27 protein-coding genes, 1 tRNA gene and 2 other RNA genes are annotated in these 26,293 nt (G+C 67.1%); 21 read left to right on the forward strand and 9 right to left on the reverse strand.

Annotated elements, in window-relative coordinates; all coding sequences use genetic code 11:
• The first annotated feature begins 425 nt into the window (after positions 1-425).
• The 7 genes from thiC (at position 426) to AC3WJE_RS07015 (ending at position 5,958) form a co-directional block, all read left to right on the forward strand.
• On the forward strand, positions 426-2,225 hold the full coding sequence (gene thiC, locus AC3WJE_RS06985) for a phosphomethylpyrimidine synthase ThiC (RefSeq protein ID WP_493730067.1): 1,800 nt from the start codon (positions 426-428) through the stop codon (positions 2,223-2,225).
• Positions 2,222-3,166 carry an FAD-dependent oxidoreductase gene (locus AC3WJE_RS06990; RefSeq protein WP_493730068.1) on the forward strand — a complete coding sequence of 315 codons (945 nt, stop codon included), beginning with the start codon at positions 2,222-2,224 and terminating at the stop codon, positions 3,164-3,166. The genes thiC and AC3WJE_RS06990 overlap by 4 nt, the downstream gene beginning before the upstream one ends.
• On the forward strand, positions 3,151-3,348 hold the full coding sequence (gene thiS, locus AC3WJE_RS06995) for a sulfur carrier protein ThiS (RefSeq protein WP_493730069.1): 198 nt from the start codon (positions 3,151-3,153) through the stop codon (positions 3,346-3,348). The genes AC3WJE_RS06990 and thiS overlap by 16 nt, the downstream gene beginning before the upstream one ends.
• A gap of 3 nt (positions 3,349-3,351) precedes the next feature.
• Positions 3,352-4,110, forward strand: coding sequence for a thiazole synthase (locus AC3WJE_RS07000; protein ID WP_493730070.1), 759 nt, complete (start codon positions 3,352-3,354; stop codon positions 4,108-4,110).
• A gap of 10 nt (positions 4,111-4,120) precedes the next feature.
• The gene (locus AC3WJE_RS07005) at positions 4,121-4,735 is read left to right on the forward strand and encodes a thiamine phosphate synthase (RefSeq protein ID WP_493730071.1); all 615 of its coding nucleotides are present in this window, start codon (positions 4,121-4,123) and stop codon (positions 4,733-4,735) included.
• Positions 4,732-5,490 carry a bifunctional hydroxymethylpyrimidine kinase/phosphomethylpyrimidine kinase gene (gene thiD / locus AC3WJE_RS07010; RefSeq protein ID WP_493730072.1) on the forward strand — a complete coding sequence of 253 codons (759 nt, stop codon included), beginning with the start codon at positions 4,732-4,734 and terminating at the stop codon, positions 5,488-5,490. Before AC3WJE_RS07005 ends, thiD begins: the two co-directional genes overlap by 4 nt.
• A 69-nt stretch (positions 5,491-5,559) precedes the next feature.
• Positions 5,560-5,958, forward strand: a complete 399-nt coding sequence (locus AC3WJE_RS07015) for a DUF6165 family protein (protein WP_493730073.1) — start codon at positions 5,560-5,562, stop codon at positions 5,956-5,958.
• A 91-nt stretch (positions 5,959-6,049) separates the two neighbouring features.
• On the opposite strand, the gene AC3WJE_RS07020 is transcribed toward AC3WJE_RS07015, so the two are convergent.
• Positions 6,050-7,063: a glycosyltransferase family 9 protein gene (locus AC3WJE_RS07020; RefSeq protein ID WP_493730074.1), complete on the reverse strand. Its 1,014-nt coding sequence runs from the start codon at positions 7,061-7,063 to the stop codon at positions 6,050-6,052.
• A 59-nt stretch (positions 7,064-7,122) separates the two neighbouring features.
• Here AC3WJE_RS07020 and AC3WJE_RS07025 point away from each other — a divergent pair, with 59 nt between their 5' ends.
• From AC3WJE_RS07025 to moaC, 4 genes are read left to right on the forward strand one after another with little or no spacing between them, the layout of a single operon-like run.
• On the forward strand, positions 7,123-7,872 hold the full coding sequence (locus tag AC3WJE_RS07025) for a 3-deoxy-D-manno-octulosonic acid kinase (protein ID WP_493730075.1): 750 nt from the start codon (positions 7,123-7,125) through the stop codon (positions 7,870-7,872).
• Positions 7,872-8,630, forward strand: coding sequence for an MBL fold metallo-hydrolase (locus tag AC3WJE_RS07030; protein WP_493730076.1), 759 nt, complete (start codon positions 7,872-7,874; stop codon positions 8,628-8,630). The genes AC3WJE_RS07025 and AC3WJE_RS07030 overlap by 1 nt, the downstream gene beginning before the upstream one ends.
• Entirely contained in the window at positions 8,627-9,652 is a 1,026-nt protein-coding gene (moaA, locus tag AC3WJE_RS07035; RefSeq protein ID WP_493730077.1) for a GTP 3',8-cyclase MoaA, read from the forward strand. Before AC3WJE_RS07030 ends, moaA begins: the two co-directional genes overlap by 4 nt.
• Positions 9,653-9,696: 44 nt before the next feature.
• A complete protein-coding gene (moaC, locus tag AC3WJE_RS07040; protein WP_493730078.1) occupies positions 9,697-10,173 on the forward strand; it encodes a cyclic pyranopterin monophosphate synthase MoaC in 477 nt (158 codons plus the stop codon).
• Between the two features lie 231 nt (positions 10,174-10,404).
• On the opposite strand, the gene ffs (AC3WJE_RS07045) is transcribed toward moaC, so the two are convergent.
• Positions 10,405-10,490, reverse strand: an RNA gene (gene ffs / locus AC3WJE_RS07045) — signal recognition particle sRNA small type.
• Between the two features lie 88 nt (positions 10,491-10,578).
• Positions 10,579-10,675, reverse strand: an RNA gene (gene ffs / locus AC3WJE_RS07050) — signal recognition particle sRNA small type.
• Between the two features lie 449 nt (positions 10,676-11,124).
• Here ffs (AC3WJE_RS07050) and AC3WJE_RS07055 point away from each other — a divergent pair.
• Positions 11,125-11,628, forward strand: coding sequence for an RcnB family protein (locus AC3WJE_RS07055; protein ID WP_493730079.1), 504 nt, complete (start codon positions 11,125-11,127; stop codon positions 11,626-11,628).
• A gap of 141 nt (positions 11,629-11,769) precedes the next feature.
• Here AC3WJE_RS07055 and AC3WJE_RS07060 read toward each other — a convergent pair.
• Positions 11,770-11,862 (reverse strand) — tRNA-Ser (locus tag AC3WJE_RS07060).
• A 239-nt stretch (positions 11,863-12,101) separates the two neighbouring features.
• Between AC3WJE_RS07060 and dnaX the strand changes: the two genes are divergently transcribed.
• From dnaX to AC3WJE_RS07080, 4 genes are all read left to right on the forward strand, one after another.
• Positions 12,102-13,979 carry a DNA polymerase III subunit gamma/tau gene (gene dnaX, locus AC3WJE_RS07065; protein WP_493730080.1) on the forward strand — a complete coding sequence of 626 codons (1,878 nt, stop codon included), beginning with the start codon at positions 12,102-12,104 and terminating at the stop codon, positions 13,977-13,979.
• 7 nt (positions 13,980-13,986) lie between these two features.
• A complete protein-coding gene (locus AC3WJE_RS07070; RefSeq protein ID WP_493730081.1) occupies positions 13,987-14,307 on the forward strand; it encodes a YbaB/EbfC family nucleoid-associated protein in 321 nt (106 codons plus the stop codon).
• Positions 14,308-14,398: 91 nt separating this feature from the next.
• Positions 14,399-14,992 carry a recombination mediator RecR gene (gene recR / locus AC3WJE_RS07075; protein ID WP_493730082.1) on the forward strand — a complete coding sequence of 198 codons (594 nt, stop codon included), beginning with the start codon at positions 14,399-14,401 and terminating at the stop codon, positions 14,990-14,992.
• Positions 14,993-15,096: 104 nt separating this feature from the next.
• On the forward strand, positions 15,097-15,447 hold the full coding sequence (locus tag AC3WJE_RS07080; RefSeq protein WP_493730083.1) for a histidine triad nucleotide-binding protein: 351 nt from the start codon (positions 15,097-15,099) through the stop codon (positions 15,445-15,447).
• 155 nt (positions 15,448-15,602) lie between these two features.
• On the opposite strand, the gene AC3WJE_RS07085 is transcribed toward AC3WJE_RS07080, so the two are convergent.
• Genes AC3WJE_RS07085 through AC3WJE_RS07100 form a run of 4 tightly spaced genes read right to left on the reverse strand, consistent with a single transcriptional unit; the run spans position 15,603 to position 19,963 of the window.
• A complete protein-coding gene (locus tag AC3WJE_RS07085) occupies positions 15,603-16,133 on the reverse strand; it encodes a Slp family lipoprotein (RefSeq protein WP_493730084.1) in 531 nt (176 codons plus the stop codon).
• Positions 16,130-18,085, reverse strand: a complete 1,956-nt coding sequence (locus AC3WJE_RS07090; RefSeq protein ID WP_493730085.1) for a transglutaminase TgpA family protein — start codon at positions 18,083-18,085, stop codon at positions 16,130-16,132. Before AC3WJE_RS07090 ends, AC3WJE_RS07085 begins: the two co-directional genes overlap by 4 nt.
• Positions 18,078-19,031, reverse strand: a complete 954-nt coding sequence (locus tag AC3WJE_RS07095; protein ID WP_493730086.1) for a DUF58 domain-containing protein — start codon at positions 19,029-19,031, stop codon at positions 18,078-18,080. Before AC3WJE_RS07095 ends, AC3WJE_RS07090 begins: the two co-directional genes overlap by 8 nt.
• A gap of 5 nt (positions 19,032-19,036) precedes the next feature.
• On the reverse strand, positions 19,037-19,963 hold the full coding sequence (locus AC3WJE_RS07100) for an AAA family ATPase (RefSeq protein WP_493730087.1): 927 nt from the start codon (positions 19,961-19,963) through the stop codon (positions 19,037-19,039).
• Positions 19,964-20,023: 60 nt separating this feature from the next.
• Between AC3WJE_RS07100 and AC3WJE_RS07105 the strand changes: the two genes are divergently transcribed.
• The 3 genes from AC3WJE_RS07105 to AC3WJE_RS07115 are packed head-to-tail and all read left to right on the forward strand — an operon-like array spanning position 20,024 to position 24,722.
• A complete protein-coding gene (locus AC3WJE_RS07105; RefSeq protein ID WP_493730088.1) occupies positions 20,024-21,865 on the forward strand; it encodes a glycosyltransferase family 39 protein in 1,842 nt (613 codons plus the stop codon).
• Positions 21,866-21,894: 29 nt separating this feature from the next.
• Positions 21,895-22,875 (forward strand): glycosyltransferase family 2 protein, encoded by a 981-nt coding sequence (locus tag AC3WJE_RS07110; protein ID WP_493730089.1) that lies wholly within the window; start codon positions 21,895-21,897, stop codon positions 22,873-22,875.
• Positions 22,872-24,722 (forward strand): hypothetical protein, encoded by a 1,851-nt coding sequence (locus AC3WJE_RS07115; protein ID WP_493730090.1) that lies wholly within the window; start codon positions 22,872-22,874, stop codon positions 24,720-24,722. Before AC3WJE_RS07110 ends, AC3WJE_RS07115 begins: the two co-directional genes overlap by 4 nt.
• 9 nt (positions 24,723-24,731) lie before the next feature.
• On the opposite strand, the gene AC3WJE_RS07120 is transcribed toward AC3WJE_RS07115, so the two are convergent.
• On the reverse strand, positions 24,732-25,301 hold the full coding sequence (locus AC3WJE_RS07120; RefSeq protein ID WP_493730091.1) for a Maf family protein: 570 nt from the start codon (positions 25,299-25,301) through the stop codon (positions 24,732-24,734).
• A 113-nt stretch (positions 25,302-25,414) separates the two neighbouring features.
• Between AC3WJE_RS07120 and AC3WJE_RS07125 the strand changes: the two genes are divergently transcribed.
• A complete protein-coding gene (locus AC3WJE_RS07125) occupies positions 25,415-25,924 on the forward strand; it encodes a YceD family protein (protein ID WP_493730092.1) in 510 nt (169 codons plus the stop codon).
• 146 nt (positions 25,925-26,070) lie between these two features.
• The gene (rpmF, locus tag AC3WJE_RS07130; RefSeq protein ID WP_493730093.1) at positions 26,071-26,265 is read left to right on the forward strand and encodes a 50S ribosomal protein L32; all 195 of its coding nucleotides are present in this window, start codon (positions 26,071-26,073) and stop codon (positions 26,263-26,265) included.
• Positions 26,266-26,293 lie beyond the last annotated feature (28 nt).

Consider the following 26,293-nt stretch of genomic DNA (forward strand, 5'->3'; position numbering starts at 1 on the left):
CGGGCCATCAGTCCCGACGCTTTTGGGGCAACCCCCGTCGGGACTGATGGCCCGAGGCCACCCAGAGTCCCTCCCACAGAAGAGCCAAGTGCCACAACAGAAGCGCCACCTGCCACAGAAGAGCCACCTGCATTTGACAGGCGCATGCCTCTGCTGCGAGCTTAGCCGCACGTCGGGGGAGTCCCACCTAGGGGACTGAGAGGCTGACAGGGCAGGCCGTATGGCCTTCCCGGTGACGCGACCCTTCGAACCTGACCCAGTTGATACTGGCGTAGGAAGACCGAGGGACGCGCCGTCGATTCAGCGATGGACACCGTTCTTTCGGGCCTTGCGGCCCTCCCATGCGTTCGCGCGCGGTGGCCGTCGGCCGCCTTTCTGCTTCAAGGCATTACCTGGGTCTCATCAAGTCATCTTGAGGAGACACCATGAGCCCGAACGCTTCCACCATCCCGCGCATCACCACCGGTGGCCTGCCGGCGTCCAGCAAGATCCATCTGCGCGGTGCACTGCACGACGACATCCGCGTGCCGATGCGGCAGATCAGTCTCGACGGCGAGCCGCCGTTGAACGTCTATGACAGTTCCGGCCCCTATACCGATCCTGCGCTGCTGCCGTCGCTGGACATCGCACGCGGTCTGTCAGCGGTGCGCAGTGACTGGCTGCGTGCGCGTGGCGATGCCGAAGCCTATGCCGGGCGTGTGGTGCTGCCCGTCGACAACGGTTTTGCCGAGGGTGTGCCGGCGTTCCCGATCACGCGCTCGCCGCTGCGTGCGCGTGGTGGGCGTGCGATCACGCAACTCGCCTATGCACGTGCCGGTGTCATCACGCCGGAAATGGAGTATGTGGCGATCCGCGAGAATCTTGGTCGTGCGGCGGTGCACGCCGCGCGCGATGGCGAGGACTTCGGTGCGGCGATTCCCGATGCGGTGACGCCGGAATTCGTGCGCGCCGAGATCGCTGCCGGGCGCGCGATCATTCCCGCCAACATCAATCACCCCGAGTTGGAGCCGATGATCATCGGCCGCAATTTCCTGGTGAAGATCAACGCCAACATCGGCAATTCCGCGGTCACGTCCTCGATGGAAGAGGAAGTGGAAAAGATGGTCTGGGCGATCCGCTGGGGCGCGGATACGGTGATGGACCTGTCCACCGGCCGCAACATCCACAACATCCGCGAATGGATCCTGCGCAATGCGCCGGTGCCGATCGGCACGGTGCCGCTTTATCAGGCGTTGGAGAAAGTCGGTGGTGTCGCCGAGGACCTGAGTTGGGAGGTGTTCCGCGACACGCTGATCGAGCAGGCCGAGCAGGGCGTGGATTACTTCACCATCCATGCCGGCGTGCGGCTGGGCTACATCCCGCTGACCGCCAACCGTGTCACCGGCATCGTCAGCCGCGGCGGTTCGATCATGGCCAAGTGGTGCCTGCACCATCATCGCGAGAGTTTCCTCTACGAACGTTTCGAGGAAATCTGCGAAATCATGCGCACCTATGACGTGTCGTTCTCGCTGGGCGATGGACTGCGCCCCGGCTCGATTGCAGATGCCAACGATGCGGCGCAGTTCTCCGAGCTGCGCACGCTGGGCGAGTTGACCAGGATCGCCTGGGCGAAGGATTGCCAGGTGATGGTGGAAGGGCCGGGTCATGTGCCGATGCACAAGATCAAGGCGAACATGGACGAGCAGTTGAAGCACTGTCACGAGGCGCCGTTCTACACGCTGGGGCCGCTGACCACCGACATCGCGCCGGGTTATGACCACATCACCAGCGCGATCGGCGCGGCGATGATCGGTTGGTTCGGTACCGCGATGTTGTGCTACGTCACGCCCAAGGAACACCTGGGTTTGCCGGATCGCAACGACGTCAAGACCGGCGTGATCACCTACAAGCTGGCCGCGCACGCCGCCGATCTGGCCAAGGGCCACCCGGCGGCGCGTGCGCGTGACGATGCATTGTCGCGCGCGCGTTTCGAATTCCGTTGGGAAGACCAGTTCAACCTGGCGCTGGACCCGGACACCGCGCGCGCCTTCCACGACGAGACGATGCCGAAGCAGGCGCACAAGGTGGCGCATTTCTGTTCGATGTGCGGGCCGAAGTTCTGTTCGATGCGGATCAGCCACGACATCCGCGCCGAGGCGCAGCGTCAGGAAGGCATGGCACAGATGGCCGACAAGTTCCGCGAGGACGGCGAGCTGTATGTGCCGGTGGAGCGGGCGGCGGGATGACGCTGTCGGTGCTGGGGGCTGGCGTGACCGGCCTGTGCGTGGCGACGGCATTGATGGAGGCGGGCTTCGCTGTCGAGGTGATCGCACCGGAGATCGGCGTGCCATCGGCCTCGCATTGGGCCGGAGGCATGCTGGCGCCGTTCTGCGAGGGCGAACATGCGCCGGCACAGGTGGGGTGCGATGGGCAGCGTGCTGCGGCGTGGTGGATGGCGCATGGCGCGCAGGTGAACCGGCGCGGCACGCTGGTGTTGGCGGCGGCGCGCGATGTTGGCGAACTGGATCGGTTTGCGCGTGTGACCAACGGGCATGCGTGGGTGGTGCCGGGTGAGCTGGAACCGGAGTTGGCGGGGCGTTTCAGCCGTGGCCTGTTCTTTGCCGAGGAAGCACATCTGGATCCACGTCAGGCGTTGTCGGCATTGATGGATCGGTTACGTGCACGCGGCGTGTGTTTCCACGCCGGGCAGGCATCGGGACGCATCGTGGATTGCCGTGGCGCGTGGGCGCGCGGCGAGTTGTCTGGTCTGCGTGCAGTGCGTGGCGAGATGCTGCACGTGCATGCGCCAGAGCTGTCGCTGGGGCGGCCGGTGCGACTGCTGCATCCGCGTTTTCCCTGCTACATCGTGCCGCGCGGCGATGGTCGCTACATGGTGGGCGCGACGATGCTGGAGAGCGATGACGATGGCCCGATCACCGCACGCGCGGCGATGGAGTTGTTGTCGGCGGCATGGACCGTGCATCCGGGCTTCGCCGATGCGCGGATCGTGGAGACCGGCGTCGGCCTGCGCCCGGCCTTCGTCGACAACCTGCCGGGCATCCGCCGCGACGGCGAGCGTCTGCACGTCAACGGCATGTATCGCCACGGGTTTTTGATGGCGCCGGCGTTGGCCGGCGAGGTCGTCGGCATCCTGCAGGAGGAGATCGGATCATGCATATCGAATTGAACGGCCGACTGTTGCAGACGGCGACGAACACGCTGGCGGCACTGCTGGTCGAGCAGGGCATGGACGGCGACATGTTCGCCACGGCAATGGACGGTCATTTCGTGCCGCGTTCGCAGCGTGAAGCGACTGCGCTGCACGATGGTGCGAAGGTCGAAGTGCTCGCGCCGATGCAGGGGGGCTGAGTGATGTTCTACGACGTGCAGTTGCAGTCCCGGTTGATGTTGGGTACGGCGCAATATCCCTCGCCAGCGGTACTGGCTGAAGCGGTCGAAATCAGCGGTGCGGAGGTAGTCACCGTGTCGCTGCGGCGCGAGGGACGCGGTGGTGCGGCGTTCCGCGAATGGCTGGCGGGGATCGGTCGGCGCGTGTTGCCGAATACTGCCGGTTGCCACGGTGTGCGTGAGGCGGTGACCACCGCGCAGATGGCGCGCGAGTTGTTCGGTACGCACTGGATCAAGCTGGAGGTGATCGGGCATGCCGATACGCTGCAACCTGATCCGTTTGGACTGGTGGAAGCGGCGCGGATACTGGTCAGTGAGGGCTTCGCGGTATTTCCGTACACCACCGAGGATCTGGTCGTGGCCGAGCGATTGCTGGAAGCCGGTTGTCGCGTGCTGATGCCGTGGGGTTCGCCGATTGGATCCGGCCAGGGTTTGCGCAATCGCGACGGTCTGCGTGCGCTGCGGGCGCAGTTCCCCGAGGTGCCGATGGTGATCGATGCGGGTATCGGCACGCCTTCGCAGGCGGTGCAGGCGATGGAGCTGGGCTTCGACGCGGTGCTGCTCAACACTGCGGTGGCGCAGGCAGGCGATCCGGTGGCGATGGCGCGCGCGTTCGCGCTGGCGATCGAAGCCGGGCGCATGGCGTATCAGGCCGGGCCGATGCCGCGTCGGGACATGGCGCAGGCGTCCACGCCGGCGTTCGGCCTGGCGCAGTTGGGATGAGCTGATGACGATGCGATTGAAGCCCTTCTATCTGATCACCGGCACTGCGGATCTGCTGGAGCGACTGGTTCCGCTCGGCGTCGGACTGGTGCAGTTGCGTGCCAAGGATCTGCCGCTGCAGACGCTGCGCGCGGAGGCCTTGCGTGCGCAGGCCTGCTGTCGTCGGCATGGCGCACAACTGGTGCTCAACGATCATTGGCGGCTGGCGCTCGAACTGGGCATCGATTGCGTGCATCTGGGTCAGGAGGATCTGGAGCAGGCCGACCTGCCGGCGCTGCGTCGTGCCGGTGTGCGCTATGGATTGTCCACGCACGATGAGGCCGAGCTGGAGCGCGCGTTGGCGTCGGCGCCGGCTTATGTCGCGCTCGGTCCGGTCTGGCCGACCCTGCTCAAGCCGATGCGTTGGGGGCCACAGGGGCTGGACCGCGTACGCGCCTGGAAGACGCGTGCCGGCACGGTGCCGCTGGTGGCGATCGGCGGGATCACCCCCGAACGCATGCCACGGGTGCTGGCCGCAGGTGCCGACAGTGCGGCGGTCGTGACGGATATCCAGCAGGCGGCCGATCCACAGGCGCGCACTCGTGAGTGGCTGGCGGTGGCGGATGCCTGGGAGGGCGCGGCGTGAATCGCCCAGTGGTGTTGCTGATCGGTGGACTGGATTCCAGTGGCGGTGCCGGCGTGTTGCGCGACGCACAGGCGGTGGCGCGGCTCGGCGGCGTGGCGCGGATGGCAGTGACGGCAGTGACCGCACAGACCGATCGTGCCGTGCTCGACGTGCATCCGGTCCCCGTCACCACGCTGCGTGCCCAGATTCGCGCCGCCCTGGAGCAGGGGCCGGTAGCGGCGGTGAAGATCGGCATGCTGGGTACTGCGGCGGCGGTCCGTGAGGTGGTTGCCGGGTTGCCGCGCGAGCTGCCGTGGGTGGTCGATCCGGTACTGGCGTCCAGTTCGGGAGTGCCGTTGCTGGATGAAGAAGGCGTGGAGGTCCTGCTCGACGCGTTGCTGCCGTTGGCCCGGCTGGTCACGCCGAACCTGCCGGAGTTGATGGTTCTGGCGGCCCGTTACGGCATTGGCTCGATACAGGCAGGAGGCGTGGCTGCCGTGGAGGCCCTGCTGGCACGCACGCCAGCGCTGTTGGTGAAGGGCGGACATGCGCCGGAAGCGGCTCTGGTCGTGGATCAGCTCTATCAGCGTGAGCGGCCGATGCGCGAGTTCGCCGGTTCGCGTTACCCGTTTGCTATGCGTGGCACCGGTTGCCTGCTGGCGAGCCTGATCGCCACCGCGTTGGCCAAGGGGGAGCCTTTGGAGGCGGCAACGGGTACGGCCCGGGCCGCGCTGAACGGATGGTTCGAGGCACGTGCCCGGGAAGAGCAATGCTGAATCGCGGGTCTGTCGGGCACACGACCGGATACGGCTAAAATCCGCTCTTTATTCCTGCAGGTGTCTGCCATGTCCGAAATCCTGGTGCCGGTCTCCTTCGGCGAACTGCTCGACAAGATCTCGATCCTGCAGATCAAGTCCGAGCGCATGAGCGACGAGGCCAAGCTGGCCAACGTGCGCAACGAGTTGTCCGCACTGGACAAGACCTGGCTGGCGCACCCGGCCGCGGTGGGCGACATCGCCAAGCTGCGCGCCGAGCTGAAGGCGGTCAACGAGCGGCTGTGGGTGATCGAGGACGACATCCGCATCAAGGAGAAGGCGCAGGCCTTCGATGATGAGTTCATCCAGCTGGCGCGCAGCGTCTATTTCGAGAACGACGAGCGCGCGCGGATCAAGAAGGACATCAACCTGGCGCTGGGCTCGGCTTATGTCGAGGAAAAGTCCTATCAGGATTACCGGGCAAGCTGAGAAACGCGCTTTGTAGGAGCGGCTTCAGCCGCGATGAAGCTTTCCCGGGAAAGCCTCATCGCGGCTGAAGCCGCTCCTACGAAGAGGTGGTCTAACCGCCGTGATCGGCGACATACCGCTCGAACGCGGCCACCGCATCCTCGACCGTGATCAGCGCCATCACGTCATCGAACTCGATCTTGGTGCCCCACTTGAGTTCGGCGGCGGGCTTGCCTAGGAACTTGCGTGCCGCGTCGTCGTAACGGTCCACGCAGTAGCGCAGGTCCGAGTACGGCCCGCTGCGGCGCGGATTGCTGGCTGCGTGCAGGCCGAGCACCTTGGTGCCCATCGCGTTGCCGATGTGCATCGGGCCGGAATCCGGCGTCACCAGCAGGTCGGCGCGTTCGAGCAGGGCCGGCAGTTGCTTGAGCGTGTCCTTGCCGACCAGGTCCAGCGCCGGCGTATCGAGCCCGGCCTGGATCGCATCGGCGGTATTGCGCTCCAGATCACTGCGGCCGCCGCACAGCACCACCCGCCAGCCGCGCTGCTGGGCATGCCGCGCCAGCGCGGCGTGGCGATCCGGGTACCAGTTGCGGCGCACGTGGCTGGAGCAGGGCGAGATCATCAGCACCGGCCGGCCATCGTCGTCCCACTGCGCGCGAGCCCAGGCGCGGGCATCGTCGGGGACTGGCAGATCCCACACCACCTCGGTCTGCTTCAGGCCCAGCGGCTCGCAGAAGCTGCCGATCGCGTCCAGCACGTGGATGCCGGGGCGGTCGGCGATGCGTTCGTTGATGAACAGGCCATGCAGGTCCTTCGAGCGGCTGCGGTCGTAGCCGATCCGGCGCCGTGCCGGGATGAACGCTGACAGCACGTTGGCGCGCAGCGCCACCTGCATCTGCAGCAGCGCATCGAAGCGTCCGGCCGGCGTCAGCTCACGCCGCAGCGCACGCATCCCGGCCACCCCGCTGCGCTTGTCGTAGACGTGGAAATCGACGCCTTCCAGCCCATCGAGCAGCTTGTGGCCGCCCTTGTCGATCACCCAGTGCAGGCGCACGCCGGGCAGGCCGCGCTGCAGCGTGCGCACCAGCGGCACCACGTGGGTAACGTCCCCGAGGGCGGACAAGCGCAGGAGGCACAAGGAAGGGGACGACGCTGAAGCCATGCGTTGTTAGACTCGACGGAATGGTTGCCTTCGACGCCACTGAAGCGCTGACGCCGTACCGCGAGGGTCGCGGATACGGAGCCATTCTGTTCGACCGCGAGCGCGTGCGGCAAGCCGATGCCGGGCTGTTCTCGCCGTCGCGCTGGGGCGACAAGGCACGCCCGGTCGACGAAGGCGGGCGCGGCGGTGCGTGGTTTGTCGACGCGCCGTTCGGGCATTGCGTGCTGCGCCAGTACCTGCGCGGCGGCATGGTCGCCCGCATCAGTCGCCAGAGTTACCTGTGGAAGGGCGCCAACCGTACCCGCAGCTTCGCCGAGTTCCGGCTGATGCGCGCGCTGATCGCGCGCAAGCTGCCGGTGCCGCGCCCGATCGCCGCCTGCTACCTGCGTGAAGGGCTGCATTACCGCGCTGCGATCCTGATGGAACGGCTGGAGGGCGTGCGCTCGCTGGCCGATCGCGCGCAGGTGGCCGGTCGTGGCGCGCCGTGGGAGGAGACCGGGCGGCTGATCGCCAGCTTCCATCGCGCCGGCCTGGACCATGCGGACCTCAACGCCCACAACATCCTGTTCGACGCCAACGGCCGTGGCTGGCTGATCGACTTCGACCGCGGCGTGCTGCGGATCCCGGCCACGCGCTGGCGCGAACGCAACCTGGCGCGCCTGCAGCGCTCGCTGCTGAAACTGCGCGGCGAGCGCAGCCGCGAGGAGGTCGACAAGGACTTCGCCCGTCTGCGCCGTGCCTACGACATGGCCTGGAACCGGGGTTACTGATGAACCCCTGGGCGTTGCGCTTCCACGGCGTGGGCAGTGCCTCGGCGGTCGAGCTGGGCTCGCCGATGGCCACGATCGAGCGCGATGGCCGGCCGTGGCTGACCATCGATTGCGGCAGCGAGGGCCTGACCCGCTATCGCGATCACTACGGCGCGATGCCGCAGGCGTTGTTCGTCACCCATGTGCATCTGGACCACGTCGGCGGCTTCGAGCGGCTGTTCGTGGATGGCTATTTCTCCGCCCGGCGCGGCCAGACCCTGTTGTATGTGCCGGCCCCGGTGGTGCCGTTGCTGCAGCGACGCGTGGCCGATTACCCGAACGTGCTGGCCGAGGGCGGAGCGAACTTCTGGGATGCGTTCCGGTTGATCCCGGTTGGCGATGCGTTCTGGCATGACGGCGTGCGCCTGGAAGTGTTCCCGGCCCGGCATCACTGGCCGGAGACCGCCTACGGCCTGCGTCTGAAGGGTTCGCTGGCCTGGAGCGGAGATACCCGGCCGATCCCGGAGATGCTGGCGCGCTTTGCCGACGAGGACGAACTGGTCGCCCACGACTGCGGCCTTCACGGCAACCCGTCGCATACTGGCGTGGACGATCTGGAGCGGGAATACCCGGAGGATCTGGTGCGCAGGATGGTGCTCTACCACTACGCCAGTACGGCTGACGCCGAGGCGCTGCGCGCGCGCGGCCATCGCGTGGCGACGCCGGGCGAGTGCCTGCCGCTGCGCGAGCCGACTGCGCCACGGGCGGGATCGCTGTGAACGCGCTGCCGCGCCAGCTCGGATCGGTAAGCGACCGCCTGGGGCGGCCGCTGCACGACCTGCGCCTGTCGGTGATCGAGGCCTGCAATTACCGCTGCGGCTACTGCATGCCGGCCGACAAGGTGCCGGCGGATTACGGCCTGGATGCGGCCGGGCGGATGGATTTCGATCAGATCGAGACGCTGGTGCGCGGCTTCGTCCGGCTCGGCGTCAGCAAGCTGCGCCTGACCGGCGGCGAGCCGCTGTTGCGCAAGCGTCTGCCGGAACTGGTAGCACGTCTGGCGCGGATCGACGGTATCGAGGATCTGGCGCTGACCACCAACGGCAGTCTGCTCGCCGCCCAGGCCGGCGCGTTGCGCCGGGCCGGCTTGCATCGCTTGACCGTCAGCCTGGATGCGCTCGACCCGCAGCGCTTCGCGCAGATGTCGGGCGGGCGTGGCGAGGTGGCGCAGGTGCTGGCCGGGATCGACGCCGCCGAGCGCGCGGGTTTCGGTCCGCTCAAGATCAACTGCGTGGTGCAGCGTGACGTCAACGAGGACCAGGTGCTGCCGCTGGTCGCGCATTTTCGCGGCAGCGGGCATGTACTGCGTTTCATCGAATACATGGACGTCGGCAGTTGCAACGAGTGGCGACGCGGACAGGTGGTCGAGTCGGACGAATTGCGTCGGCGCATCGCCGCGCACTGGCCGCTGCGTGAACTGCCGCAGCACTACGTCGGCGAGGTCGCCACGCGTCATGCATTTCTCGATGGGCAGGGCGAGATAGGCTTCATCAGCGCGATCTCGCATGCGTTCTGCGGCGACTGCCAACGCGCGCGGGTGAGCGCCGACGGGCGCCTGTACACCTGTCTGTTCGCCAGTACCGGTCTGGACCTGCGGCCGGCGCTGGAGGCGGGCGAGAACGCGTTCGCCGAGCATCTGGCCGAGGTGTGGCGCGCGCGTGCCGATCGCTACAGCCAGTTGCGCGCCGAGCAGGGCCGACGTAGCGGCCGGCCGGTGGAAATGTTTCTGATTGGGGGGTGAGCCGTGGATGCCATGCTTTCCCGATCTGAATCTCGATGCTACTCATGACACGGAACACACGATTGACCCACCTCGACGAAGCCGGCCTGCCTGCGATGGTGGATGTGTCGGGCAAGGCAACGACTGCGCGCCAAGCATTGGCCGAGGCCAGCGTGCGCTTTCCGGTCGAGGTTGCACGACAACTGCACGAGAGTGGCTTGCGCAGCGCCAAGGGCGGGATCGTGGAGACAGCGATCGTCGCCGGCACGCAGGCGGTCAAACGCACCCACGAGTTGATCCCGTTCTGCCATCCGCTGCCGATCGACGGTTGCCGGTTTTCGGTCGAGTGGTCGGACCAGACCACGTTGCGAATCACCTGTGAGGTGAAGACCGTGCACCGCACCGGCGTGGAGATGGAGGCGCTGACCGGCGCCAGCATCGCCGTGCTGACGGTCTACGACATGTGCAAGGCGTTGAGCCACGACATGGTGATTGGCGATGTGCGGTTGCTGGGCAAGCAGGGTGGCAAGCGCGATTTTTGAAACGCGTTGCTTGGGCCAGTAAATCCTTCCTACGTCATCCCCGCGAAAGCGGGGATCCAGGGACTTTCGTGCCGATCAGGCGGTGCGTGCCGGAACGCCTGGATTCGAAATGCACCGCCTGATCCATCAACGCGCTACGTCCTTGGATCCCCGCCTTCGCGGGGATGACAGTGTTGAGCTTCTTGGGGGGCGATACCGAAAAGCACACCCCAGAAAAGGCGGCGGCCCTGCCGGCTTGCCTTGGCGCCCGCGTCGATCGATACCGTTGCTGCCTTCCGGCCCTGGCGGGGTTTTCGACCGCGCCAGGCGAAATCAACCGTTGAGGGGAAGGTTGGCCCGTCGCCACGGGCCCATGCAATGAATAACCGGCTGTTGGCGGGAAAGTGCGCGGTAGAAAAGGCGGCGGCCCTGCCGGCTTGCCTCGGCGCCCGCGTCGATCGATACCGTTGCTGCCTTCCGGCCCTGGCGGGGTTTTCGACCTAGCGTCGCGAGGGGCCGACAGGGCCACCATAAGACGTGGGCCGCGCATGGCGCGGCGCCATTCCCAATCTGAAAGTCAGCACAACGGATGTGCGGATTCGAGAGGGACTACCGACGGAGAGTAGGGAACGAGTCAGTTATGACCTAACCCTTTGATTTCCCAGTCGACCGCAAACCAGGGATTGACCTGTTTCGCGGTCGGCGATTGTAACTGGTCGGATGCGGTGGCCGCTAGCCTCGACACAACCGGTCCGTGTGGCCTGGTGTGGCAGTTGCGCATACCGGAACTTCACGTGGCTGAAGTTCAAATCGTCGGCACCCGTCGATTGCCTTTCGACGAAGCCAATGAACCGGTCTCGCCAGGCAACGCAACTCACGGCTTGAGGCGCATGTTCGCCGCCGTCGTCGTTGCCAAGGCTTTATTCGATGAAGTGTGTCCTCGGTTGTTTGAACAGGTAGGAGACGTTTCTCATGAACATTTCGCTATATCGGTCGCGCCGGGTCTGCGGTGGCGCGTTGCTGGGGCTGTCGTTGCTGACGGCAGGAGGTGTCGCCAATGCGCAGGAGCACCATCCGCCGGCCGGGCCGGGTGAGCAGCGCATGCAGCAGCGTGGAGCACCGCGCGAGGAACGATGGGCAGGGCCTGTCGGGTATCAGCGCATGCAACGGCCGCAGGGCATCGAGAACCGCCCGCAGGCGTTGTCACAGGATTACCGGCACAACTTCCGGGCTGATCGTGCCTATCGCATCGGTCCGTACTCGGCGCCGCGAGGTTACAACTACCGTCGCTGGCACTACGGCGAAAGGTTGCCGCCTGCGTTCTGGGCGTCGAGTTTCATCATCGGCGACTTCTGGCTGTTCGATCTGAGCATTCCGCCGATGGGCTACGAATGGGTCCGTTACGGGCCGGATGCGCTGCTGATCGACACCACCACCGGCGAGATCGTGCAGACGGTCTACGGACGGTTCATGTGATCGACCGCTTCTCCGTCTGATCAACCAGGCGGAACGATCCGGCCGGCAGCGGCCGGGGGGCTGTGCAAGTGGGCTTGCAGCACCTCCGTTACCCAATAAAAAACCCCCTGACGAGTCAGGGGGGGGTTTTATTGTTCAATCTGGCGGAGAGAGGGGGATTCGAACCCCCGAAGCGCGGTTTAGACGCTTACACACTTTCCAGGCGTGCTCCTTCAACCGCTCGGACACCTCTCCGGATCCTGCACTGGCCTTGGCCTGCGCAAGGGGGCGAATTCTAGCCGCCGTCGCCCGGTTTCACAAGGTGAACCCAGCTCCGGGAGCGGGGACCTGGCGTGAGTGCCGGATCCAGGGCGCGGAAAAGCGCCGCTCAGCCATGAATCCGGCCCGTGGCGGCGGCCCGGGCGCTGCCGCCGCGGAACGATCAACTTGGCGCGGCATGGCACAATGGCGGTTCAGATGAAGACGGTTGCCTGATGTCCTATCTCGTTCTCGCCCGCAAGTGGCGCCCGAAGCGTTTTGCCGAGCTGGTGGGCCAGGAACACGTGGTCCGCGCGCTCAGCAACGCGCTCGACAGCGGCCGGGTTCATCACGCCTTCCTGTTCACCGGTACCCGTGGTGTCGGCAAGACCACGATCGCGCGCATCTTCGCCAAATCGCTGAATTGCGAGCAGGGCACCAGCGCTGATCCGTGCGGGCAGTGCCCGGCCTGTCTGGACATCGACGTCGGTCGCTACATCGACCTGCTGGAGATCGACGCCGCCTCCAACACCGGTGTGGACGACGTGCGCGAGGTGATCGAGAACGCGCAGTACATGCCCTCGCGCGGCAAGTACAAGGTCTACCTGATCGACGAAGTGCACATGCTGTCCAAGGCGGCGTTCAACGCGCTGCTGAAGACGCTGGAGGAGCCGCCGGAGCACGTGAAGTTCCTGCTGGCGACCACCGACCCGCAGAAGCTGCCGGTGACCGTGCTGTCGCGCTGCCTGCAGTTCAACCTCAAGCGTTTGGACGAAGGCCAGATCCAGGGCCAGATGACCAAGATCCTGGCGGCCGAGCAGATCGAGTCCGACCCGGCCGCGATCGTGGAGCTGTCCAAGGCGGCCGATGGTTCGTTGCGCGACGGTCTGTCGCTGCTCGATCAAGCCATCGCCTATGCCGGCGGCGCGCTGCGCGAGGACGTGGTGCGCACGATGCTGGGTACGGTCGACCGCACCCAGGTCGGGGCGATGCTGGGCGCGCTCGCCGACGGCGATGGCGTGCGCCTGCTGAAGGTGGTGGCGACGCTGGCGGAGTTCTCGCCGGACTGGGGCGGCGTGCTGGAAGCGCTGGCCGAGGCGTTGCACCGCATCCAGGTCAGTCAATTGGTGCCAGGTGCGACGTTGCCCGGCGACGGCATCGATTCAGTGGCATTCGCCGGGCAGCTGCGGCCGGAAGTGGTGCAGCTCTGGTACCAGATGGCACTCAATGGCCGTCGCGATCTGCACTTGGCGCCGAGCCCGCGTGCCGGGTTCGAGATGGCGGTGCTGCGGATGCTGGCGTTCCGTCCGGCCGGCAGCGTGGCGCCGGGTACCGGTGGTGATGATGGCCGTGGTCAGCGTTCCACGCCTGTCGCGAGCGGTGCCGGCGGTGTGCAGGCGGCGCCGGTGGAGGCAGCCGCCGCGCCTGTGGCTCAGTCCGAACCTGTGGTCGCCGCCCCGGTGGCGACGAGGATCGAAGCGCCGAGTGCGCCTGTCATCGTGGCGAACCCCGTGGCCGCAGCGGCCGTGACGCCGCCACGCGTCGCCACGAATGACGTACCGCCGTGGGCTACCGACGATCACCCGGTCGCCGTGCCGACACCGCCAGCACGTCCGGCGATGCCGGAAATGGCGATGGTGCCGCCGCCCGAGCCGCGTCCGGAACCCGCGCCTGTAGCTGCGCCTGCGCCGGTCGTGGCAGCGACACCGATAGCGGCCGAAGCCATCGCCGATGCCGAACACTGGCTCGAGTTGGTCGCGCGCAGCGGTTTGAACGGCCCGTCGCGCCAGCTTGCCGCCAACGCTGCCTTTATCAGTCACCAGAACAACGTGCTGCGCCTGTCACTGGCGCCCGGTTTCGAATACTTGCAGTCGGAGCGCGCGGTCGGCGATCTCGCCGAGGCGCTGACGAGTTCGCTCGGCGGTGCGCCGAAGATCGTGATCGAGACCGGAGCTGCCGCGGCCGAGACGCTGCACGAGCGCGCCAATCGCCAGCAGGGCGAGCGCCAGAGCGCCGCCGAGCAGGCCTTCATGAACGACCCGAGCGTGCAGCAGCTGATCCAGCAGCACGGCGCGCGCGTGGTCCCCGATTCCATCCGCCCTTACGACGAGTGATACGACGATGCGAGGCAACATCGCCCAATTGATGCAACAGGCGCAGAAGATGCAGGAAAACCTGCAGCGCGCCCAGGAAGAACTGGCCAAGATCGAGATCACCGGCAGCGCCGGCGGCGGCATGGTCAGCGTGACCCTGACCGGCGCCAAGGAGTGCCGCAAGGTCCGCATCGACCCGAGCATCCTGTCCGACCAGGAAATGGTCGAGGACCTGATCGCAGCCGCCTTCAACGATGCCTGCAACAAGGTCGAAGCCGAGTCCAAGACCCGCATGGGCGCCCTGACCGCCGGCATGCCGATGCCGCCGGGGATGAAGCTGCCGTTCTGAGGAGCCGTGATTCGGGATTCGTGATTCGTGATTGGAAGAAGCAGCTCCGCTTCTTGCCTTTGCGAATCACCCATCCCGAATCACGAATCACATGTCCTCACTGCTCGAACAACTGATCGAAGCCTTCCGCGTGCTGCCGGGCGTGGGGCGCAAGACTGCCCAGCGCATGGCCTATCACGTGCTGGAGCGCGAGCGCGAAGGTGGGCAGCGGTTGGCCGAGCTGTTGACCCAGGCGGTCGAGCACATTGGTCATTGCGTGCAGTGCCGCGACTTCAGCGAGACCGAGGTCTGTGCGATCTGCGCCAACGCCAGTCGCGAACGCCAGCAGCTATGCGTGGTGGAATCGCCGGCCGATCGCTTGGCGATCGAGCATGCGACCGGCTATCGCGGGCTGTACTACATCCTGCAGGGCCGGCTGTCGCCGCTGGACGGCATCGGCCCGCGCGAACTTGGCCTGGACCGGCTTGCCGAGCGTCTGGCGCAGGCCGAAGTGCAGGAACTGATCATCGCCACCAACGCCACCGTCGAGGGCGAGGCCACCGCGCACTACCTGGCGCAGTTGGCACGCCAGCACCACGTGCGCCCGAGCCGGCTTACCCAGGGCATGCCGCTGGGCGGCGAGCTGGAGTACGTCGATCGCGGCACGCTGTCGTATGCGTTCGGCAGTCGGACCGAGATGTCTTGAGGGCGGGGATTGGGGATTGGGGATTGGGGATTTGCAAAAGCTGTCAGCTCTCCCATAGCCTTCTTTCGAATCTCCAATCCCTAATCCCCAATCCCGGCTTCCCAATGACCGACACGCTCTTCGGCAAGATCATTCGCCGCGAAATCCCCGCCACCATCGTCTATGAGGACGAGGACGTGCTGGGTTTCAAGGACATCGCGCCGCAGGCGCCGGTGCATGTGCTGTTCGTGCCCAAGCACGAGGCCATTCCGACGCTGGACGACGTGCAGCCGGAGCAGGCGCATCTGATCGGCAAGCTGGCGATGGCCGCGGCCGAGTACGCGCGTCGCGAAGGGCTGGCGCAGGAGGGTTATCGCATCGTGATGAACTGCCGTGGGAACGCCGGGCAGACCGTGTTCCACATCCATCTGCATCTGCTGGCCGGTGCGCCGCTGGGGCACTTCGGCACGCCGTAGGCGCGGTGATGACCTTGTAGGAGGGACTTCAGTCCCGACGCTTTACCGGTAAAGCGTCGGGACTGAAGTCCCTCCTACAGATTCGCCAGCACTGCAGAAACAACAACGCCGCCCGAAGGCGGCGTTGTGTGGGTCATGCGCAGGCTACGTGGCGATTACCACCAGCCCCAGCGGCCCCAGCGCGGGCCCCACGGATCCCAGGGGCCTGGGCCCCACGGACCGTACGGATAGGCCGGCACGACGTCCACGTCGCGCACGACCGGCCACAGGTAGACCACGTCGGCCTGGATCCTCGGCAGGCGGTACTCGTACTCGCCGATCTTGGTGTTTTCGTAGCCGGCAATGTGGCCGATGAAGGTCACGTCACGGCCCGGTTCGAACACCGCCGGATCGTAGAAGCCGGCACGGCAGGCGACGAAGCGGCCGTCACTGGCGTCGGAGGAACTGGTCTGCGGGCGGCCACTGCCGTTGAGCGGACGCGACAGCAACTGGAAACAGGTCTCGCCCTGCGCCGGCTTGGTCTCGATGATGCGGCCGCCCCAGCGGACCTGGGTGCCGACCGGCTGGCCGGTGACGGCGTCGCGCGGGCTCACCGTGCTGAACTGGCCTTGCAGCGGCTTGGGGGCGGTGGCGCAGGCCGCCAACGACAGCACGGCGACAAGTGGAAGGATGAAGCGGGTCTTCATGGCGAGGCTCCGGTACTCGGGCGATGACGGTGCAGGTCTTTGATGAGCTGTTTGATCAGGCGCAGATGGTTCGCGTCGGCGGCAGCGTAGCGCGCTTCGGCGAAACGGTGGCTGAGTGTAATCAGGGACGGGTCGCCACGCTGCGCATGTACGCGTTGCGCCCATTCAAGCGCGGGTTCGTGTGCCGCACGTGCCAAACCGTGTCGCACGTAGCCACGATCGAGCCGGTGCCAGGCGCGCAGCAGCGGGTCGCGCTCGCGTTCGCCGCGCGCCAGCAGCCAGGCCATCCAGCCGAGTGCGGCGAGGGCGAAGCCGGCGAACAGGCCGATCAGTTGCGCGGGTTCGAGCCGATCGATGCCGAGTGGGCGCAGCAACTGCTGCTGGCGGTTGGCGTCGAAGGACAGCACCAGGTCGTTCCACTCACGGCGCAGCCAGTCGCCAAGGTCACCGACACGCCAGTCGATGGTGTCGCCGCCGGCACCGCGCGCCTGGCCGAGCCGGTCTTCCAGGGTGTCGTAGATGCGTTCGGGGGCGACTTCGGCCGTCGGATCCACACGCACCCAGCCGCGTCCGGCCAGCCAGACTTCGGCCCAGGCGTGGGCATCCATGCGCCGCACGATCCAGTAGCCGCCGAGCGGGTTGCGCACGCCGCCGACGTAGCCGGTCACCACCCGCGCCGGAATCCCGGCCGCGCGCATCGCCACCACGAAGGCCGAGCTGAAGTGCTCGCAGAAGCCGGCTTTCTGCTCGAACAGGAATTCGTCGACGCTGTCGTGTCCGAGCAGCGGGGTGTCCAGGGTGTAGGCGAACTCGCTGTGGATCCAGCTCAGCATGCGCCGCACGACCGCGTTGTCGTCGCTGCCGGCTTCCTGCCGCCACTGCCTGGCCAGGGCGAGCGTGCGCGGGTTGAAGCCGGGCGGCAGGCGTAGCGCTTCGCGGCGCAGCGCTTCGGGAAGCGTGGCCTGGAACTGGCGCGGCGCGGCCGATTGCAGGCGCCAGCGGGTCAGGTTGCCGAGCGGGCGCTCGCTGCGCAGGGTGTAGTCGGGATCGAGGCGGGTGTCGGCGGGCGCCTGCAGCGGTAGATCGAGTGCGACCAGCAGGCGGCGATCGGTGGGTTCGTAGTCGATCTGGTAGTCCCAGTGCGTCGGCGACGATTGCACGACGGGCGGCGTGGAATCGGGATGCCAGCGTGGCGCGGTCCAGCGGCGGCCGTCGAAATCCAGCAGCACCGGGCCACGCCAGTAGCGTTGCGCGGGCGGTGGCGCGGCGCCGAAGAACTGCACACGCAGTGCCGGGGTGTCGTCGGCCATCAGGTCGATCCACTCGCCCGGCGTCATCTCGTCGGACAGACCCGGGCGCGCCATCGCGCGTTCCGGGATGCCCCACAGCGGCGAGCCCAGGCGCGGGAACAGCCAGAACGCGGCCAGTGCCAGCGGCAGGCCCAGCAGGGCCAGTTTGGCGATGCCGCGCAACTGCACCGGCAGCGGCGCCTCGGTCAGCGCTTCCTCGTCGGCGAGCTGCTGCATGCACAGCAGCGCGGCCAGCACGGCGGCCAGCGCGAGCACCATCGTGACCGGGCCCTGGTCGAGCAGGAACGCGGCGAATGGCGCGAACAGCGCGAAGCCGAGCAGGCTGCGCGCGTCGCGGATGCTGTGCAGCTCCGAGGCCTTGATCGCCAGCATCGCGGCGAGCAGGGCGCAGCCGGTATCGCGGCCGAAGCGCAGGCCGGCCTGCCAGTACACCGCCGCCAGCATCGCCAGGATCAGCAACAGCCGCAGCGTGGTCGGCAGCGGGCGGCGCCAGGATGCCAACCCGGTCGCCAGCGCCGCCGCCGCGAACACCAGCGCGAGTATTCCCGGCAGTTGCAGCAGCAGCGGCAGCAGGCACAGCCAGGCCGTACCGAGTACCCAGCTCCGGCGGGTGCCGCGCAGCGGGTTTGCGGGCTCAGCCATGCGGCAGCAGCGCGAGTGCGCGCAGGCAGTGGTGACGGTGCTGGGCGCCCTGGGCAGGTCCGAGTGGCGGCTGGGAAGGCAGGTACAGCCGGTAGCGCCTGCCCTGGCGTTCGGCCTCGTCGACCCAGCGTGCCAGTCGCGCGATCCGGCGTTCGTAGGGCAGTGCGGCCAGCCTGCGCCAGTCCAGCGTCACTTCCACGCCGGCCGGTGTTTCGAACTCGCGCACCAGCAACGTGTCGCGACGTGCGGAGTGCTTCCAGCTGATCGTGCGCACCGAGTCGCCGGTCCGATAGGGACGCAGCTGGTGCATCTCCTCGCCCTGGCTGTCCGGACGGGTGCGCAGTACTGCGCCTTCGCCACTGGGCAGCGGTGGCGCGTCCTGCTCCGGGTGTGGATAGACCAGCAGCGGTGCCTCCGGCCAGATCCACGACCAGGCGCGCACCAGCCCCATCGGCTGGGTGGTGGAGATGCGCAGGCGACCGACGTCGCGCCAGCCGCGTGCGGACGTGGTCAGCGTCAATTCGGCGGTGGCGTTGCTCAACGGTGGCAGCGTGCAGAACACTTGCTGGCCTTCCAGATCCAGCCGCAGGCCGCGCCGTGCACGATGGTCGTGGCTGGACAGCGCCACGCGCAGGCGCAGTGGCGTACCGGCGGCGACCGGCTCGGCGGCGAGCGCATCGATGCGCAGGCCCGACAGCTGCAGGTGCGCCATGATCGCGCTGGCGATGCCCGCGGTCGCCAGCAACAGCGCCAGCAGCAGCGCGGGGTTGTTGTTGTAGTTCAGTGCGCCGAGCAGCATTGCGGCCAGCAGCAGCGCCATGAAACTGCCGAACGGGGTCGGCAGCACATAGATGCGGCGGCGATCGAGCGAGCGTGGGAGCGACTCGGGTGCGCGCGGACGTGCCAGCCGCGCAATCCTCTCGGTCCAGGTATGCCAGGCCTGCACCGTGCTCAATCCACCGGCACGCTGTGCAGGATCTTCTTGGCCAGGGCCGGGCCGGAGGCGGTTTCGGCCTCGGCGACCAGGCGATGTCCGGCCACGGCTTCGAACAGCGCCTGGATGTCTTCCGGCAACACATGATCGCGACCGAGCAGCAACGCGTAAGCCTTGGCCGCGCGCAGCAGCGCCAGCCCGGCGCGTGGCGACAGGCCGACGCGGATACCGGCGTGCTGGCGGCTGCGGGTGAGCAGCGCCTGCAGGTAATGGATGAGCGTGTCGCTGGCGTGTACCTGTTCGACCGCCGCGCGCAGTTGCAGCACGTCGGCTTCGTCCAGGCAGGGCTCGGCCTGGGCGATCAGGTGGCGGCGGTCGGTGCCGCCGAGCAGGGCGCGTTCGGATTCGGGATTGGGATAACCCAGCGTCAAGCGCAGCAGGAACCGGTCCAACTGCGAATCCGGCAGCGGGAAGGTGCCGGACAGGTCCACCGGATTCTGGGTGGCGATCACGAAGAACGGATCCGGCAACGCATGGGTGACGCCGTCGAGGGTGACCTGCTGCTCGGCCATCGCCTCCAGCAGCGCGCTCTGGGTGCGTGGCGGCGCGCGGTTGATCTCGTCGGCCAGCAGCACGTGGGTGAACACCGGGCCGGGATGAAACTGGAACTGCCGCGCCTGCGCGTCGTACACCGACACGCCCAGTACATCGGCCGGCAGCAGGTCGGAGGTGAACTGCACGCGCTGGAACTTCAGCCCCAGACTGGAGGCCATCGCGTGCGCCAGCGTGGTCTTGCCCAGGCCGGGCAGGTCCTCGATCAGCAGATGTCCACCGGACAGCAGGGCGACAAAGGCCAGCCGCACTTCGTGGTGCTTGCCGAGCAGCAGCGAATTGACCTGGTCCTGCGCTCTTCGCAGCGCGTTGCGCAGTGCATCGGTTAGCATTCCTTGACGAAGCGGTATCGACATCACATTCCCAATGGTTTGAGGGCGGGTGCAGAGGCAATGCAGGGAGAACAGCGCACGCATCGCACCTTCGTGATCCTGTGGACACTGATCACGGCCGTCAAGCTGCTGATCGCGGCGCGGTTGCCGCTGTTCGTCGATGAAGCGTTCTACTGGCAGGAAGGCCAGCACCTGGCGGCGGCTTATTCCGATCTGCCGGGCATGACCGCCTGGCTGGCGCGCCTGGGCACGGAGATCGGTGGGCATCACGTATTCGCGCTGCGGCTGCCGTTCCTGGTGATCGCGGCGCTGCTGCCGTGGCTGATCGCACACATATCCATGCGCTGGTTCGGCGCGCATGTCGGCTGGCAGGCCGGCTGCCTGACGCTGCTGATGCCGTTGTCGGCGACGCTGGGGATCCTCGCGGTGCCGGACGTGCCGATGGCGCTGGCGGCGGTGCTGTGCCTGGATGCCAGTGCGCGCCTGTTGCGCGAGGTCGATGCCACCAGCGCATTGGAGCTGGCCATCGGTCTGGTGATCGGTGCACTGAGCCATTACCGGTTCGTCGGCGTGATCGGCGTGGGTTTCATCGCCTTGGCGTTGATCCCGCAGGGCAGGGCGGTGCTGCGCGACCCGCGTGTATGGATCGCGCTGATGATCGGCGCGCTGGCGTGGCTGCCACTGTTGATCTGGAATTCCGATCACCACGAGGCCGGGCTGCGTTTCCAGTTGCTGGACCGGCATCCGTGGCGCTTCCAGTCGGCCGGCGCGTGGTTCCTGATGATCCAGACACTGCTGGTCACGCCGCTGCTGGCGGTGGTGATGCTGCGCGTGGTGATGGTCGGGACGCGCACGGGTGGCGGCTCGCGTGCGCAGTGGCGTTATTTCGGGTTGCTCGGTGGCATATCGACGCTGTCGATCTTCGGGTTCGGCTTCTTCAGTGACATCGAGCGGATCAGCTTCCACTGGCCGCTGCCGGGATATCTGGCGCTGCTGGTGGCGGCGCCGCTGGTGCTCGGGCGCTGGCCGCGCGCGTGGCGGCGTGCGACCTGGTTGCTGGCATTGCTCGGCATGTTGGGGGCTTATGGGTACTACCTGGCGGCGTCGTTCCCGCAGATCCGTGAACGCACGGCGGGCGAGAAGTACTACCCGCGCAACTTCGCCGGCTGGGAGTCACTGGGCACGGCAGTGAAGGCGGAGTTGAAGACGATGCCAGCCGGCACCCAGGTGCTGGCGGACAACTTCAAGGTCGGCGCGGAACTGGGCTTCGAACTGAGACATCCCGACATCGAAGTGCTGCGGGCACCGCTCAACGACAAGCACGGGCGCACCGCGCAACTGATGGAGTGGAACCTGCTCGTCGATGGCGAGCGCAATGGGCCGCGGCTGCTGGTGCTGTCGCCGAGCGACCAGCGCTATCGCGATCTGCTGCAGCGCTATCACGACATCTGCGCGATGGTCGGGCCGCTGCCGCCGCCCAGGGTGGTATCCACCGATCACGGCTACCAGCGCTTCCTGCTGTTCCATCTGCCGGCGCGCAAGGCAACAGGCGAGTGCGTGACCCCGGCCATGGCCTGGGTGGATGCGCCGCTCCCGGATGCGCGCGTGGGCGGGCGCTTCGTCGTCAATGGCTGGGCGTTCAAGGACGGCGCGGGGCTGGCGCGGGTCGAGGTGCTGGTCGATGGCAAGGTCGCCGCCGAAGCGACCTATGGCGGCAAACTGGACGTGCGACCGTACTGGAAGATTTCCACCGACCCGCATCATCCCCAGGTCGGTTTCAGCGCGGATCTCGATGCCGCTGCGTTCACCGCCGGCACTCACTGGCTCGGCCTGCGCCTGCACGGCACCGATGGCAGCGTCGAGGACTGGTGGGAGCAGCCGTTCGAGGTCGAGCGGCGCTGATGTCTTCCTCTTCTGTCTCTGGCGTTTCCATGTCCACACCTTCTCTCCCTGCGTCCGGTGCCACCGGGCTGCGCGTCGCGGTGATCGTGCCGTGCCACAACGAGGCGGCCACGGTCGCCAAGGTGGTCGGCGATTTCGCCGCCAGCCTGCCGCAGGCGCTCGTGCACGTGCTCGACAACAACTCCACCGACGATACCGGCGAGCGCGCCCGCGCCGCCGGTGCGCGCGTGCACCGGGTGTCGCTGCAGGGCAAGGGCAATGTGATCCGGCGTGCCTTCGCCGATATCGAGGCCGACGTCTACGTATTGGTGGATGGCGATGACACCTACGATGCGAGCGCCGCGCCACAGCTGTTGCAGCGATTGATCGATGAGCGGCTCGACATGGTGGTCGGCGCGCGTCGCGATCAGGTGCAGGCCGCGTACCGGCCCGGCCACCGCTTCGGCAACGTGCTGCTGACGCGCTGCGCGAGCCTGCTGTTCGGTCGTGCCTTCGACGACATGCTGTCCGGCTACCGGGTGTTCTCGCGCCGCTACGTCAAGTCGTTCCCCGCGCATGCGCAGGGTTTCGAGACCGAAACCGAACTGGCGGTGCATGCGCTGCAACTGCGGATGCCGGTGGCCGAGGTGGAGACGCGCTACGGCGTGCGCCCGGACGGCTCGGAGAGCAAGCTCAATACCTGGCGCGACGGCTGGCGGATCCTGTCCACCATCGCGCGCCTGTTCAAGGCCGAGCGCCCGCTGCTGTTCTTCTCGATCGGATTCGTGGTGTGTTCGCTGCTGTCGGTGGTGCTGGCGATCCCGCTGTTCGAGACCTACGTGCAGACCGGCCTGGTGCCGCGCTTCCCGACCGCGATCCTGTGCGTGGCGCTGATGCTGGTCGGGTTCCTGCTGCTGGCCTGCGGGCTGATCCTGGATACCGTCACGCGCGGCCGGATCGAGGCCAAGCACCTGGCCTATCTGTCGATTCCGGCGCCTTCGGACGAGACTTCGTCGAGGGATGGGCGATGAGCCTGTTGCCGACGGTTGCGGGGCGCCTGCGCACGCGGCGCTGGATCGCAGCTCCGCTGCGTTGGCTGGATCACCGCTTCGCGTTCCGCTCGCGCGCCAACGCGGTTGCCGCTTCGATCACGGTGATGCTGCTTGGTGGTGTGGTGTCGCTGCTGATCGGGCAGGACGCGAACTGGGACCTGCGCAACTACCACCTCTACAACGGCTATGCGTGGCTGCACGATCGGCTGGGCCAGGATCTGGCACCGGCGCAGATGCAGAGCTACTTCAGTCCGCTGCTGGACGTACTGCATTACCTGCTGATGGCACAGTCGCCAGCGCCGTTGGCCGGTTTCCTGATGGGCGCGCTGCACGCGCTGATCTTCGTGCCGCTCGCAGCAATCGCCTGGCAGGTGCTGCGATCACATCCGCGGCGTGAGCGGCTGGTGCCGCTGCTGGCGCTGGCGGGACTGTGCACCGGCGCTTTCCTGTCCGAATTCGCCGGCAGCATGGCCGACAACACCACCGCGCTGCCGGTGCTGGCGGCGCTGGCGCTGGTCTTGCTCGCGCAGCTGCGGCAACTGACATCGGGCACGGCCTGGGGCATCTGGCTGCTGGCGGGCCTGCTGCTCGGTCTGGCGGTTTCGCTGAAGCTCACCAATGCGATCTATGCGATCGGACTGGCGGTAGCGGCATTGGCGGGCGGCGGCGGTGGGTTGCGTCGCATTGGCGGGGTGACACTGCTGGCGCTGTCGGCGCTGCTGATCTTCGCGCTGCTTGCCGGCCCTTGGTATTGGCGGGTCTGGGAGGCATTCGGCAATCCGCTGCTGCCGCAGTTCAATGCGATCTTCCAGGCACCGCTCGCGCAGCCGGTTTCGGTGGCCGACACGCGCTGGCTTCCGCGCGGTGGCCTTGAGTGGTTGGCGTGGCCGCTGCTGTTCACCTTCAAGCCGTGGCGGGTGAGCGAGATCGCGTTGTTCCAGTCGGTATGGGCGGTCCTGTACCTGCTGGTGCTGGCGCTGCTGGTGCGTGTGGTGCTGCGGCGACGGATCGTGCCTTCCGAGCGTCTCGAAGCGCTGCCATCGCTGCTGGCGTTCTTCGCGGTGGCCTATCTGGGCTGGCAAACACTTTTCAGCATCCATCGCTATCTGGTGGTGCTGGAGGTGCTGGCGCCGCTGATGATCTGGATCGCCTGCCAATACGTGGTCCCGGCGGTGCGGGCGCGGCTGGTCGCAGCCGCGCTGGTCGTGTTCTGTGCGTTGATTTCGCTGGGCGGCTCGAACGATTGGGGGCATGAGCCCTGGGCGCGGCAGGGATTCACCGTGCAGGCCCCGCCGATGGTGCAGGCCAGCGGGAGCGCGGTGCTGCTGGTTGGCGACGAGCCGCAGTCCTGGCGGATCCCGTTCCTGCCGGACGAGGCGACCTATCTCTCGGTGGCCTCCAATTTCCCTGAGTCTCCGGCATACGCCGAACGGGTCGCCGCGCTGCTGGCCGAACGTCCGGAACGCTACGCGGTGTTGCCGGCGGTGGTGGACCGGAAGGCACTGCGCGTCGAGAACCTGAATGCCTGGGCTGTGCGGTTAGGGCTGGCCGATCAGGCCGATTGCAAGACCCTGCGCTGGCTGGTCGGGCATGGACTGCGCGAGCGATTGGACGACTCACGCCCCGGTGTCTGCCGGCTGCTGCCGCGCCCAGGATCGACGCGCGATGTGCCGGCCGAGGACCGCGCGATCCAGCTGGCCGCGGGGCAGAAACTGGAGCGCTATGGACTGGTGCTGGACGCTGGATCCTGCCAGCGGCTGTCCTCATGGATAGGGCAGACCGACTATCCCTACCAGTGGTGCCGGGTCACCCCGGTCACCCGCTGAGCCGGAAATTCAGGGCAACCGGTAGCCGGCCTGACGCAGCAGGCCGGCCAGCGCGATCAGCGGCAGCCCGACCAGCGCGGTCGGATCGTCCGAGCGGATCGCCTCGAACAGGCTGATGCCCAGCCCCTCGCACTTGAAGCTGCCGGCGCAATCCAGCGGCGATTCGGCCTCGACATAGCGGGCGATCTCGTCAGCGTCGAGCGGCCGGAACCGGACCTCGGTGACATCCAGTGCAGCGCCTTCCCAGCTGGGAGCAATCACGTGGACCGCCGTGAGGAAGCGCACGCTGCGGCCGGACATCGCCGCCAATTGGGCGTGGGCTCCTGCTACGTCACCCGGCTTGCCGAGCGGCAGGCCATCGAGGCTGGCCACCTGATCGGAGCCGATCACACAGGCAGCGCCGAGGCGTTCAGCAATGACGCGCGCCTTGGCCGCAGCCAGGCGCGCCGCCAATGCTTCCGGGGCCTCGCCCGGTTGCGGGCTTTCGTCGACCTCGGGCCGCGCGGTCTCGAACGGCAGCCGCAGCCGTTCCAGCAATTCCCGGCGATAGGGCGAGGTGGAGGCCAGAACCAGGCGCATGGGCTATCCTGAATGGAAGGTGCGCCAGTCTCCCGCCGCTGGGCGGTGGCCGGCAACTCCCCCGGCCCGGCGAATTGACAGGGCCACTGCGAGTCCTTAACATTCTGCGGCTTATGTCCGCAAACGTACCCGAACTGTTGGATGCTTGGCGGTTGGTTACGGCGCGCAGGCGCTTTGACGGCCGTATTCCGCTGGCCCAGATGGAGCGGTTGCGCGGCAGTCTGGTCGATACCGAGGGCGAGTGCGTCTATTCGCTGGAATTCGGTCGCGATGATCTGCTGGGTGTGGCCTACGTTGAACTGAGTGTCGATACCGCGCTGCCGCTGCTGTGCCAGCGCAGCCTGCAGCGTTTCCTGCTGCCGGTGCAGGCGACGCAGCGACTGGGGTTGATTCGCGACGAGGCTGAAGAGGCCGCGTTGCCGCCGGATTACGAAGCGCTGCTGGTGCCCGACGACGGCATGCTGCGCGCGATCGATCTGGTCGAGGACGAGCTGGTTCTGGCAGTGCCGGTTGTGCCGGTGGCGCCGGGCAGCGAAGCGGTCGAGGCCGAATGGGTCCCGACCGAGGAAGAACTGGGCAAAGCCAATCCGTTCGCGGCACTGGCAGCGCTGAAGAAGCAATAACCGCCGCGGCAAGGGCGGGAAAGACTAAGACCCCCGTGCATGGACGTGCGGTGCTCTTGTGAGGGACCCACGTAAAAATCGATGCCGGGACGTGCTGCGTCAGGGCAACGAGACGCAAGTAATCGAACCGAGTTTGGAGCAATCCCATGGCTGTGCAGAAATCCCGTGTCACCCCGTCCCGTCGTGGCCAGCGCCGCTCGCATGACGCCCTGAGCGCCAAGCAGCTGTCGACCGACCCGACCAGCGGCGAGATCCACCTGCGTCACCACGTGACCGCCGACGGTTACTACCGTGGCAAGAAGGTCATCCAGACCAAGACCTCGGTCGTCGAAGAAGACTGAGTCGTGGCGTCTGCCGCCTCCCTGGCGG

The organism is Pseudomonas sp. GW821-FHT07E12, from assembly GCF_058986605.1.

Excerpts from the sequence above, each read along its gene's own strand:
- thiC (WP_493730067.1), top strand. The coding sequence starts at position 426 with ATGAGCCCGAACGCTTCCACCATCCCGCGCATCACCACCGGTGGCCTG.
- AC3WJE_RS06990 (WP_493730068.1), top strand. The coding sequence starts at position 2,222 with ATGACGCTGTCGGTGCTGGGGGCTGGCGTGACCGGCCTGTGCGTGGCG.
- thiS (WP_493730069.1), top strand. The coding sequence starts at position 3,151 with ATGCATATCGAATTGAACGGCCGACTGTTGCAGACGGCGACGAACACG.
- AC3WJE_RS07000 (WP_493730070.1), top strand. The coding sequence starts at position 3,352 with ATGTTCTACGACGTGCAGTTGCAGTCCCGGTTGATGTTGGGTACGGCG.
- AC3WJE_RS07005 (WP_493730071.1), top strand. The coding sequence starts at position 4,121 with ATGCGATTGAAGCCCTTCTATCTGATCACCGGCACTGCGGATCTGCTG.
- AC3WJE_RS07015 (WP_493730073.1), top strand. The coding sequence starts at position 5,560 with ATGTCCGAAATCCTGGTGCCGGTCTCCTTCGGCGAACTGCTCGACAAG.
- AC3WJE_RS07025 (WP_493730075.1), top strand. The coding sequence starts at position 7,123 with ATGGTTGCCTTCGACGCCACTGAAGCGCTGACGCCGTACCGCGAGGGT.
- AC3WJE_RS07030 (WP_493730076.1), top strand. The coding sequence starts at position 7,872 with ATGAACCCCTGGGCGTTGCGCTTCCACGGCGTGGGCAGTGCCTCGGCG.
- moaC (WP_493730078.1), top strand. The coding sequence starts at position 9,697 with ATGACACGGAACACACGATTGACCCACCTCGACGAAGCCGGCCTGCCT.
- AC3WJE_RS07055 (WP_493730079.1), top strand. The coding sequence starts at position 11,125 with ATGAACATTTCGCTATATCGGTCGCGCCGGGTCTGCGGTGGCGCGTTG.
- dnaX (WP_493730080.1), top strand. The coding sequence starts at position 12,102 with ATGTCCTATCTCGTTCTCGCCCGCAAGTGGCGCCCGAAGCGTTTTGCC.
- AC3WJE_RS07070 (WP_493730081.1), top strand. The coding sequence starts at position 13,987 with ATGCGAGGCAACATCGCCCAATTGATGCAACAGGCGCAGAAGATGCAG.
- recR (WP_493730082.1), top strand. The coding sequence starts at position 14,399 with ATGTCCTCACTGCTCGAACAACTGATCGAAGCCTTCCGCGTGCTGCCG.
- AC3WJE_RS07080 (WP_493730083.1), top strand. The coding sequence starts at position 15,097 with ATGACCGACACGCTCTTCGGCAAGATCATTCGCCGCGAAATCCCCGCC.
- AC3WJE_RS07085 (WP_493730084.1), bottom strand. The coding sequence starts at position 16,133 with ATGAAGACCCGCTTCATCCTTCCACTTGTCGCCGTGCTGTCGTTGGCG.
- AC3WJE_RS07090 (WP_493730085.1), bottom strand. The coding sequence starts at position 18,085 with ATGGCTGAGCCCGCAAACCCGCTGCGCGGCACCCGCCGGAGCTGGGTA.
- AC3WJE_RS07100 (WP_493730087.1), bottom strand. The coding sequence starts at position 19,963 with ATGCTAACCGATGCACTGCGCAACGCGCTGCGAAGAGCGCAGGACCAG.
- AC3WJE_RS07105 (WP_493730088.1), top strand. The coding sequence starts at position 20,024 with ATGCAGGGAGAACAGCGCACGCATCGCACCTTCGTGATCCTGTGGACA.
- AC3WJE_RS07110 (WP_493730089.1), top strand. The coding sequence starts at position 21,895 with ATGTCCACACCTTCTCTCCCTGCGTCCGGTGCCACCGGGCTGCGCGTC.
- AC3WJE_RS07115 (WP_493730090.1), top strand. The coding sequence starts at position 22,872 with ATGAGCCTGTTGCCGACGGTTGCGGGGCGCCTGCGCACGCGGCGCTGG.
- AC3WJE_RS07120 (WP_493730091.1), bottom strand. The coding sequence starts at position 25,301 with ATGCGCCTGGTTCTGGCCTCCACCTCGCCCTATCGCCGGGAATTGCTG.
- AC3WJE_RS07125 (WP_493730092.1), top strand. The coding sequence starts at position 25,415 with ATGTCCGCAAACGTACCCGAACTGTTGGATGCTTGGCGGTTGGTTACG.
- rpmF (WP_493730093.1), top strand. The coding sequence starts at position 26,071 with ATGGCTGTGCAGAAATCCCGTGTCACCCCGTCCCGTCGTGGCCAGCGC.